6 protein-coding genes, 1 tRNA gene and 1 other RNA gene are annotated in these 9,610 nt (G+C 71.8%); 6 read left to right on the top strand and 2 right to left on the bottom strand.

From position 1 onward, the window contains the following. Positions 1-468 precede the first annotated feature (468 nt). The 4 genes from M8J74_RS43005 (at position 469) to M8J74_RS42990 (ending at position 5,530) form a co-directional block, all read left to right on the top strand. Positions 469-1,563, top strand: a complete 1,095-nt coding sequence (locus M8J74_RS43005) for an aminotransferase-like domain-containing protein (RefSeq protein ID WP_249841604.1) — start codon at positions 469-471, stop codon at positions 1,561-1,563. Then, positions 1,560-3,059 carry an Asp-tRNA(Asn)/Glu-tRNA(Gln) amidotransferase subunit GatA gene (gatA, locus tag M8J74_RS43000; RefSeq protein WP_249841603.1) on the top strand — a complete coding sequence of 500 codons (1,500 nt, stop codon included), beginning with the start codon at positions 1,560-1,562 and terminating at the stop codon, positions 3,057-3,059. Before M8J74_RS43005 ends, gatA begins: the two co-directional genes overlap by 4 nt. 50 nt (positions 3,060-3,109) lie before the next feature. Next, positions 3,110-3,382 (top strand): hypothetical protein, encoded by a 273-nt coding sequence (locus M8J74_RS42995; protein WP_249841602.1) that lies wholly within the window; start codon positions 3,110-3,112, stop codon positions 3,380-3,382. A gap of 141 nt (positions 3,383-3,523) precedes the next feature. Further along, entirely contained in the window at positions 3,524-5,530 is a 2,007-nt protein-coding gene (locus M8J74_RS42990) for an Ig-like domain repeat protein (protein ID WP_308406192.1), read from the top strand. A gap of 57 nt (positions 5,531-5,587) precedes the next feature. Here the strand turns inward: M8J74_RS42990 and M8J74_RS42985 are convergent, their stop codons facing one another. Continuing rightward, the gene (locus M8J74_RS42985) at positions 5,588-7,402 is read right to left on the bottom strand and encodes a cation:proton antiporter (RefSeq protein ID WP_249841600.1); all 1,815 of its coding nucleotides are present in this window, start codon (positions 7,400-7,402) and stop codon (positions 5,588-5,590) included. A 459-nt stretch (positions 7,403-7,861) separates the two neighbouring features. Then, positions 7,862-7,949, bottom strand: a tRNA-Ser gene (locus tag M8J74_RS42980). 72 nt (positions 7,950-8,021) lie between these two features. Between M8J74_RS42980 and ffs the strand changes: the two genes are divergently transcribed. Both ffs and M8J74_RS42970 read left to right on the top strand, forming a co-directional pair. Further along, positions 8,022-8,120: signal recognition particle sRNA small type (ffs, locus tag M8J74_RS42975), an RNA gene on the top strand. Positions 8,121-8,165: 45 nt separating this feature from the next. After that, on the top strand, positions 8,166-9,610 hold a 1,445-nt coding region (locus M8J74_RS42970; protein ID WP_249841599.1), incomplete at its 3' end, for a DNA polymerase III subunit gamma and tau.

Here is a 9,610-nt window from a genome sequence, read left to right as displayed (position 1 = left end):
TCCGTGGCCGTATCAGGGAGGGCACTGCCCACATCCCAGGCGTCCCTGGGGGCCGGGCCGGTGGAGGGCCTGGACTCGGTGGCCGTATCAGGGAGGAGACTGCCCGCGTCTGAGGCGTCCCTGGGGGCCGGGCCGGTGGAGGGCCTGGACTCGGTGGCCGTATCAGGGAGGAGACTGCCCGCGTCTGAGGCGTCCCTGGGGGCCGGGCCGGTGGAGGGCACGAACTCGGTGGCCCTACCAGGGACGGGACTGCCCGTATCTCAGGCCGCCTTGGGCGCCGGGTCGGCGGAGTGGGCGTCCACGGGCGCCGCACCGGGGGCAGGGCGGCTCGGGTTCCCCGCGGGCGCGGCGGCTGGGCCGATGGATCGTGCCGGCTCCGCTGCCGTGCCGGGGACAGGCAGGCTGCCATCCCCGTCCTCGCCACCGGCCCCGCGCCGAACCGGCTCGCACGGCGTATGCGCCTCGGACATGGGGGTCATCGACCTGGTCACCGCCTCGTTGCCGGCGCCGGAGCCGTGGCTGTCCGGGGCGGTGGACGCGGCAGGGCGGGAGCTGGCGCGGTACGCGCGCGGACACGGCTGTTTCCCCGCGGGACTGCGGGAGTTGAGGGCGGCCGTGGCCGAGCGGTACACGCGGCGCGGGGTGCCCACGGACCCCGAGCAGATCCTCGTCACGAGCGGAGCGACCGGCGCCTTCGCCCTGCTGCTGCGGGAGTTGACCGAACCGCACGACCGGGTGGCCGTCGAGTCGCCCGGCCACCCCAACCTGGTGCGGGCCGTGGAGGCGGCCGGCGCCCGCCCCCTCCCGCTGGCCGTGCGGGACGACGGGTGGGACGTACCGGCCTGGACCCGGGCGCTGCGCTCCGCCGCTCCCCGCCTGGCCTGTCTGACCCCCGACCACCAGCAGCCGACCGGCCTGCTGATGTCCGAGGACCAACGCCGTGCCCTGGTCGACCTGGCCGCCTCCACCGGCGTGACGCTCCTCGTCGACGAGACCCTGGCCGAGCTGTCCCTCACCCCAGACGCCCCGGCACCGACCCCGCCGGCCGCCCTGGACCCGGGAGGCACGGTCGTTAGCGTCGGTTCGATGGCCAAGACCCTGTGGTCCGGGCTGCGCGTCGGCTGGATCCGCGCCACGCCCCAGCTCGTGCGCACGCTCGCCGCCCGGCGCACGGGCGTGGACCTCGCACCCCCGGTCCTCGAACAACTGGTGGTCCTCCAACTCCTCGCCCGCCCCCAGGCGTTCGCGGACGTCGTCGACGCCCAGCGCGAACGCGCCCGCACCCGGCGCGACGCACTCGTCACCGCCCTGCGCGACGAACTCCCCGGCTGGAGCTTCCGTGTGCCGGACGGCGGCCTCGCCCTGTGGGCCCGCACCGGAGACCGGCCGGCCCGCGAGATCACCGCCCTCGCGGAAAGAGCCGGTGTGCGCCTGGCGGCACGCCCCGCCTCCGGCACGGACCGCCCGCACCAGCACTTCCTCCGCCTCCCCTTCGCCCAGCCTCCCGAGGTCCTGGCGGAGGCGGTACGCCGTATCGCACGACACCCGAAAGGCCCGGCATGACGGACAGCGCCCTCATCAGACTCACGGCGGCACAGGTCGCCGAGCGGATCGCCGCGGGGGAGGTCACGGCCGTCGAGGTCACCGAGGCCCACCTCGCCCGCATCGACGCCGTCGACGAGAAGGTGCACGCCTTCCTCCACGTCGACCGCGAAGGCGCCCTCGCCCAGGCCCGCTCGGTGGACGCCCGGCTGGCGCGGGGCGAGCGCCTCGGTCCGCTGGCGGGTGTCCCGCTCGCCCTGAAGGACGCCTTCACCACCCGCGGCGTGCCCACCACCTGCGGCTCGCGGATGCTGGAGGGCTGGATCCCGCCGTACGACGCGACACTGACGCGGCGGCTCAAGACCGCCGGGGTCGTCATCCTCGGCAAGACCAACATGGACGAGTTCGCCATGGGCTCCTCCACCGAGAACAGCGCCTTCGGGCCGACCCGCAACCCGTGGGACATGACACGCGTCCCCGGCGGCTCCGGCGGCGGATCGGCCGCCGCCCTGGCCGCGTACGAGGCCCCGCTGGCCATCGGCACCGACACCGGCGGCTCGATCCGCCAGCCCGCCGCCCTGACCGGGACCGTCGGCGTCAAACCCACCTACGGATCGGTGTCCCGCTACGGCCTCGTCTCCTACTCCTCCTCCCTGGACCAGGGCGGCCCCTGCGGACGGACGGTCCTCGACACGGCCCTGCTGCACGAGGCCGTCGCCGGACACGACCCGATGGACTCCACGTCCGTCGACGCGCCCGTCCCGCCCGTCGTCGCGGCCGCCCGCAACGGCGACGTACGGGGGATGCGCGTCGGCGTGGTGCGCGAGTTCGCCGGCGAGGGCTACCAGGACGGGGTGATGCGGCGCTTCACGGAGGCCGTGGAACTGCTGCGGCACCTCGGCGCCGAGGTCGTGGAGGTGTCCTGCCCGTCCTTCACCTACGCCCTGGCCGCCTACTACCTGATCGCGCCCTCCGAGTGCTCCAGCAACCTCGCGCGCTTCGACGCCCTGCGGTACGGGAGGAGGGTCGGCGACGACGGCACGCGCTCCGCCGAGGAGGTCACCGCGCTCACCCGCGCCGCCGGATTCGGCCCCGAGGTCAAGCGCCGCATCATCCTCGGCACCTACGCGCTCAGCTCCGGCTACTACGACGCCTACTACCGCAGCGCCCAGCGCACCCGCACGCTGATCATCCGCGACTTCACCCGCGCCTTCGCGGACGTCGACGTCCTGGTCTCGCCGACCATGCCGACCACGGCCTTCCCGCTGGGGGAGCGCGTCGACGACCCGATGGCCATGTACCTCGCCGACCTGTGCACCATCCCGACCAACCTCGCGGGCAACGCCGCCATGTCACTGCCCTGCGGCCTGGCCCCCGAGGACGGTCTCCCCGTCGGCCTCCAGATCATCGCTCCGGCCATGGCCGACGACCTCCTGTACCGGGTCGGCGCCGCCCTGGAGACGGCGTTCGCCGAGCAGTGGGGTCACCTCCTGCTGGAGGAAGCCCCCGCGCTGTAGGCCGCGGCCCCGCACGAACCCACTTCACCGACAGCACCAGGAGGAACGTCATGAAGACACAGTCCGAGACCATCGCCCGGCAGGAGATCTCCGGTGTCGTCGACGCGCTGGTCACCGCGAACCAGGATGCCGACGGCGCGCTGGCCTTCCACCTGGTCGTCGGCCCCGCCGACCGCCCCGGGGAGTGCGACCGCATCGAGTTCTCCCTCGACGCCGAACACGCGGCGGCCCTCTTCGGCACCCCCACGACCCGCCCGACCCCGTTCACCGTCCCCTGCCGAGTAGGAGTGGAACTCCACTCGATCCCGTACCTCCACCACTGACCACCACACCGTTGCCCGGCTCCTGGGCGGCATCCAGGGGCACCCGCGAAGACTTGTGCAGTGGGGTCGTACAACCCTGAAGGGGCTCCGAGAGTCTTGTGGGCAATCTGATCTTCTGGTGGGGGTTGCATCACTGTGCGTGTGCGCAGCATTTCGGCCGTGACGGCGCTCGCGGTGGCTCTCAGTTCTGTAGCCCTGATCGGTTCGGCCGCGGGCGCTGCCGTCGCGGACAGCAGCGCCGCTCTGCCCATCACATCCAGCGGCGACATCATCGTGGACGGCGTTCACCGGCGGGTCTTCGTCAGTGACCCGTCGGGAGGCAAGGTCGTCGCCACCGACTACGACGGCACCGTCATCGGGACGATCACCTCGCTGCCGCAGGCTGACGGCCTGGAGCTTTCCGCCGACTCGGCAACGCTCTACGTCGCCGTGCCGGGAGCCGATGAGATCGTGGCCGTCGACACGGCGACGGTCACCGAGACCGGGCGGTACGCGACGGGCGACGGCACAGATCCGCAGCACCTGGCGCTCGCGGGCGGCAAACTCTGGTTCGGCTACGGCAGCGACGGGCACGGCAACATCGGCTCGCTCGACCTGTCCGGCGGGCAGGCGCGGGTTTCCCTCGCCCAGGATGCCGACGGGACGTGGAAGGACGCGCCCCTGCTGGATGCGACCCCCGGCGCCCCCGACACCCTGGCGGCCGGCTCGCGCCAGTACTACTTCACCCTCGGCGTGTACGACGTGTCGTCCGGCACGGCCGGCCGGACCGCGTTCCTCGGCGGGCAGGCCGCGGCCATCGGCAACACCGCGGAGGACCTGGCGCTCACCCCGGACGGCACAGAACTCGTGGTGGCCACCACGGCCGGCGACTTCCAGCAGGTCTTCCGGACCTCGGACCTGTCGGAGACCACCAGGTATCCGAGCAGCTACTGGCAACAGCGGTCGGTGGATGTCGCGCCGGACGGCCTCGTCGCGGGGGGCACCGACACCTACGCCTCCTTCGACCGCCCCCATGTGTCCCTCTACAAGCCGGGTGACACGACGCCGAGGCGGACCGTCAACTTCACCGACTACCAGGGCGGGGTCGCCCAAGAGACCCTGCTCGACCACGGCGACCTCGCTTTCGCGCCCGACAGCAGCCGGCTCTTCGCGGTCACCCGCGACCTCAGCGGCAAGTACCGCCTGCGCGTCGTCACCGACCCCGGCAAGGCCGTCACCACCCTCACGGTGAACGCTCCGGCGACGGCCGACCGTGCCAAGTCGCTGACCGTCTCCGGCAACGTCACGAACACGCTCGGGCTGCCCGCGGGGACCACCGTCGCGGTCACCCGCACGGACCTGGAGTCCCCGAACGGCAAGGCGCTCCCGGCCGCGACGGTGAAGGCGGACGGAACCTTCTCCGTCACCGACACCCCGCCCGCGGGCGGCAAGGTCACCTACAAGGTCTCGTACGCCGGCGACGCCGATCGCACGGCTGCCTCCGCCTCCGACACGGTCGAGGTCTCCCGGAACTCCACGACCCTGACCGTGAACAAGAACGGCAACGTCTACGACTACGCCGCCAACGTGACGTTCACCGCCCACCTCGGCACGACGTACAAGAACCGGACGCTCTCGCTCTACGCGGACACCGCGGGCGACGGCAAGGGCGCGTACCTGGTCAAGACCGGCACGGTCAACAGCGACGGCAACCTGTCGGTCACCCTGCCCCTGAAGCGCGACACCACGGTCAGCGCGTCCTTCTCGGGCGACGCGCGGACCGCCCCGAAGACGGCCTCGAGCTGGGTGGGCGCGAGGGTCAAGGTGTCGCTGAGCCTCAGCCGCTCCTACAAGACGGCCACGGTCAGCGGGCACACCAAGTACTACTTCCGGAAGACGACCGACCCGCTCCTCACGACCACGATGACGGCCTACCCCGGCCGCTCGCAGAGGCTGCAGTTCCAGATCTACTCCGACGGCGCCTGGCGGTCGGCGGGGACCCAGTACTTCAAGCTCGACTCCACCGGCAAGTCGCTCGTGGAACTGGGCGGCACGCACCAGACCGGTTACTCGATGCGCGTGCGGTCGTCGTACATCGACAACTCCTCGGGCGACACCGTGAACTCCACGACGAACGGCTCCTGGAAGTACTTCACCTTCACCAGCTGAAGCCGGTGGACGGCGCATGGCGAGTGGTGACCGCCTCTCGTGGCGTATGCCCTGCCCTCATGGAGAGGCAGAACCGGGGGCCTGAGGACGGTCGGCACGGGGATCCGGGGCCTGGCCGAGCAGGACGGCGATGTCACCGGGCTGCGGTGAGATGCGCGCGTCCGTGCCGTCGGCGGGCACCAGGCGGCCGCCAGGGCGGATCAGGAGCAGCAGGTCATGGCCGGCCGCGAGCGTGCCGTCCGCGCTTTCGACGTGCTGCGTCTCGATGCGGGCCCCCTGCGCGTACCGCTGGGCCACGCCGAGGCGGGTGAGTGCCGGGGCGAGCAGGGTCTCGCCTCTGCCGGAGAGGGCGACGACGCCGTGGTCGCTGCTGCGTGGTCCGAGGCGGAAGACCGACACTCCTTCGTCGTTGCTCAGCACCATCGACGCGAGGGCGTTGAAGTCGTCCTCGTCGGTGAGGAGCAGGACGGTGGTGATGCCCTCCAGCCGGGACCCGTCTCCCGTGGCCGCCGCCAGTAGTTCTCCGGGCGCCAGTTCCAGTCCGGCTTGCCGGATACATGCTCGTTGCTCCTCGGAGCCAGCCCACATCAGCACCTCCAGTCCGGCCGACTGCAGGGTGCGCCCGAGGTCGATCGCCCATGGGTCGCCGCCGACCAGGAGGGGGCGGGAGCGCGAGGGGCGAGTGACACCGAGCCGGCGGGCGACGGGTACCGCCGTCAGACCGTAGAGCGTCACGGTCGCGGCGATGGTGAGAAAGGTGACCGGGAGGATCTTGGAGGCACCGTCGACGCCCGCGCTGACCAGGCCGACGGAGAAGGTGGAGGCGTTGGCCGCGGCCACGATGCCGCGTGGGGCCATCCACGCGACGAAACCCCGCTCGCCGCGTGTCAGGCCCGCCCCCAGCGTGGCCAGCCACACGGCGAGGGGGCGGGTGATCAGGACGAGGATGGCGACGATCCCGAGCGTGGGCAGAACCACATGGCGCAAGGACGCCGGGGTGACCGTGGAGGAGATGGAGACGAACAGCAGCCCGATGATCAACTGGACCAGCGTTTCGGAGAACGGGTGCTGTTCGGGCATGTCGACACCGGGCAGACGGGCCACCGCCAGGCCCATGACGATGGCGGCGATGAGCCCGGTGTCGTCGCGGACGATGTCGCAGACCGCGGCCACCGCGACCACCGTGGCCAGTTGCCCGGTGGTGCCGAGCGCCCCACCGGGCCGGAACCTGGTCAGCAGCAGCCACAGCAGTGCGCTTCCCACCACGGCTCCGGCCAGACCGACCCCGACGCTGATCAGGAACTGCACCACCTGGTAGCCGACGGACTTGTTGTGGCCGCTGTCGAGGACGGCCGCGAACACGAGAGCCCCCAGAATGGCCCCCACGGGGTCGACCAGGGAGCCCTCCCAGGAGAGGACTGTCTGCAGCCGGTCCGCCGGCCGGACGAAGGCCAGCAGGGGGCCGACGACCGTCGGCCCCGAGACGACGAGGATCGCGCCCAGCATCACCGCCGATTCCCCGGACATCCCCAACAAGGGGCCGGCGAGCAGGGCGACGGTGACCCAGGACAGCGCCACGCCCAGCACGATCAGCCTGACCACGGTGCGCCGCGTGTTCCCACCCAGCGTGCGCGGGTCGAGCCCGAGACCGGCCTCGTAAAGGATCAACGCCACGGACAGCGACACCAGCGGGCCGAAAGCCGGGCCCAGCAACTGGTCGGGATGGATGTCGTCGGTGAGCGCCCCCGCGATGAAACCCGCCGGGAGCAGAATGATCAGCGCCGGGACGCGCGCACGGGCAGCGGCCAGTTGGGAGCCGACCGCGAGGACGAAGGTCAGGCCCACGCCGAACAGGATGTCGTCGGTCGTCACCGCTCGCTCTCCTTCATGCCCTGCCACCAGTCACTTCGCTCATGGTCACTCAGCGGCAGGCCCTCGGCCTCCCCTCCGCGGACCGGGACGGCCGCCCAGCGCCGTGGCGCGGACCTCGGGCTTCCGCGGCTCTCCGGCCTGCGCATCCCTCGCCCGTGGCGGTCCTGGGGCAGCTGGGGGCATCCGCTGGACGACCGACATGCGGATCCCCCAGTCGGGTGCAGGAGGTGGATCAGGGATTTTGCTGCCGGCGGGGTTGTCATCGCTCGCCACACCGCCGCGACTACATGCATGTGACGGGAGTCATGCTCCGCAAGGTCGCCCAGCAGGTCGGAGACGCGCTGTGGGCGCCTCCCGACCCCGGGGAACAAACCAACCGAGACGAAAACTGAGACGGACAACGTCGAAGGGCCCCACCGCGAACGGTGGGGCCCTTCGACATCGTGCCCGGTGAGGCACTGGCGGAGGATACGAGATTCGAACTCGTGAGGGGTTGCCCCCAACACGCTTTCCAAGCGTGCGCCCTAGGCCTCTAGGCGAATCCTCCGCCGGAAACATTACATGACCGAGAGGAGTGCTCGCGAACTCGTTCCCACCCCCTCGGATCAGGTAGCCTGTGCGCAGCCCCTCACGCGGCGCTATCTGACTGAACTCCCCCAGGGCCGGAAGGCAGCAAGGGTAGGTCGGCTCTGGCGGGTGCGTGGGGGGCGCTTGCGTTCCCGAGCGGGTCGGCTTGTCAGTGGGCGCCTATAACCTCGTAGGCGTGTCGTCTCTCGCGCTGTACCGCCGCTATCGCCCGGAGTCGTTCGCCGAGGTCATCGGGCAGGAGCATGTCACCGACCCGTTGCAGCAGGCGCTGCGGAACAACCGGGTCAATCACGCGTACCTGTTCAGCGGTCCGCGCGGCTGCGGCAAGACGACGAGCGCGCGCATCCTGGCGCGCTGTCTGAACTGCGAGCAGGGCCCCACGCCCACCCCGTGCGGCGAGTGCCAGTCCTGCCGCGACCTGGCGCGCAACGGCCCCGGCTCCATCGACGTCATCGAGATCGACGCGGCCTCTCACGGTGGTGTGGACGACGCCCGTGAGCTGCGGGAGAAGGCGTTCTTCGGCCCCGCCGCCAGCCGTTACAAGATCTACATCATCGACGAGGCCCACATGGTCACGCCGGCCGGCTTCAACGCGCTGCTGAAGGTCGTCGAGGAGCCCCCGGAGCACCTCAAGTTCATCTTCGCCACGACCGAGCCCGAGAAGGTCATCGGGACCATCCGGTCGCGCACCCATCACTACCCGTTCCGGCTCGTGCCGCCGGGCACCCTCAGGGAGTACCTGGGCGAGGTCTGCCAGAAGGAGGGCATCCCGGTCGAGGACGGCGTGCTGCCGCTGGTCGTGCGCGCGGGGCAGGGCTCGGTGCGTGACTCCATGTCGGTCATGGACCAGCTCCTCGCCGGAGCGCGGGAGGAGGGTGTGACATACGCCATGGCCACCTCCCTCCTTGGCTACACCGACGCCTCGCTCCTCGACTCCGTCGTCGAGGCCTTCGCCACCGGCGACGGCGCCGCCGCCTTCGAGGTCGTGGACCGGATCATCGAGGGCGGCAACGACCCGCGCCGCTTCGTCGCCGACCTGCTGGAGCGGCTGCGCGACCTGGTCATCCTCGCCGCCGTGCCGGACGCCGCGGAGAAGGGCCTCATCGACGCCCCGGCCGACGTCATCGAGCGGATGCAGGCCCAGGCGAGCACGTTCGGCGCCGCCGAGCTCAGCCGCGCCGCCGACCTGGTCAACGAGGGCCTGACCGAGATGCGCGGCGCCAACTCGCCCCGCCTCCAACTGGAGCTGATCTGCGCGCGCGTGCTGCTGCCGGCCGCGTACGGGGACGAGCGGGCGATGATGGCCCGCCTCGACCGCCTGGAACGGGGCGTGAACTTCTCGGCCGGCGGCGCGCTGCCCACGGCGGGATACGTGCCGGGTCCCGAGGCGCACGGGGGAGGCCCGGCAGGCCCCGGTGGTCCCGGTGGCCCCGCAGGTCCTGCAATGCCCGCAGGCGCCCCCGTGGCGCCGGGTGGGGGCCCGGCCGCGGCCCGTGCGGCGGTACGGGGTTCGGGCGCACCCGGCACATCCGGTGCCCCCGGCGTGCCGTCCCCCACGGCGCCTCCGCCTCCGCCCCAGCCCACACCGCAGACGGCTCCCCAGCCCCAGCCCCAGCCCCA

Source organism: Streptomyces panaciradicis, assembly GCF_023516615.1.
Taxonomy (GTDB): domain Bacteria; phylum Actinomycetota; class Actinomycetes; order Streptomycetales; family Streptomycetaceae; genus Streptomyces; species Streptomyces panaciradicis.
Note: the sequence above shows the minus strand (reverse complement) of the source record. Positions and strands in the feature narration are given on the sequence as shown.

Bases quoted from the DNA above. Each gene is read 5' to 3' on its own strand.
- M8J74_RS43005 (WP_249841604.1), top strand. From the start codon at position 469: ATGGGGGTCATCGACCTGGTCACCGCCTCGTTGCCGGCGCCGGAGCCG.
- M8J74_RS42995 (WP_249841602.1), top strand. From the start codon at position 3,110: ATGAAGACACAGTCCGAGACCATCGCCCGGCAGGAGATCTCCGGTGTC.
- gatA (WP_249841603.1), top strand. From the start codon at position 1,560: ATGACGGACAGCGCCCTCATCAGACTCACGGCGGCACAGGTCGCCGAG.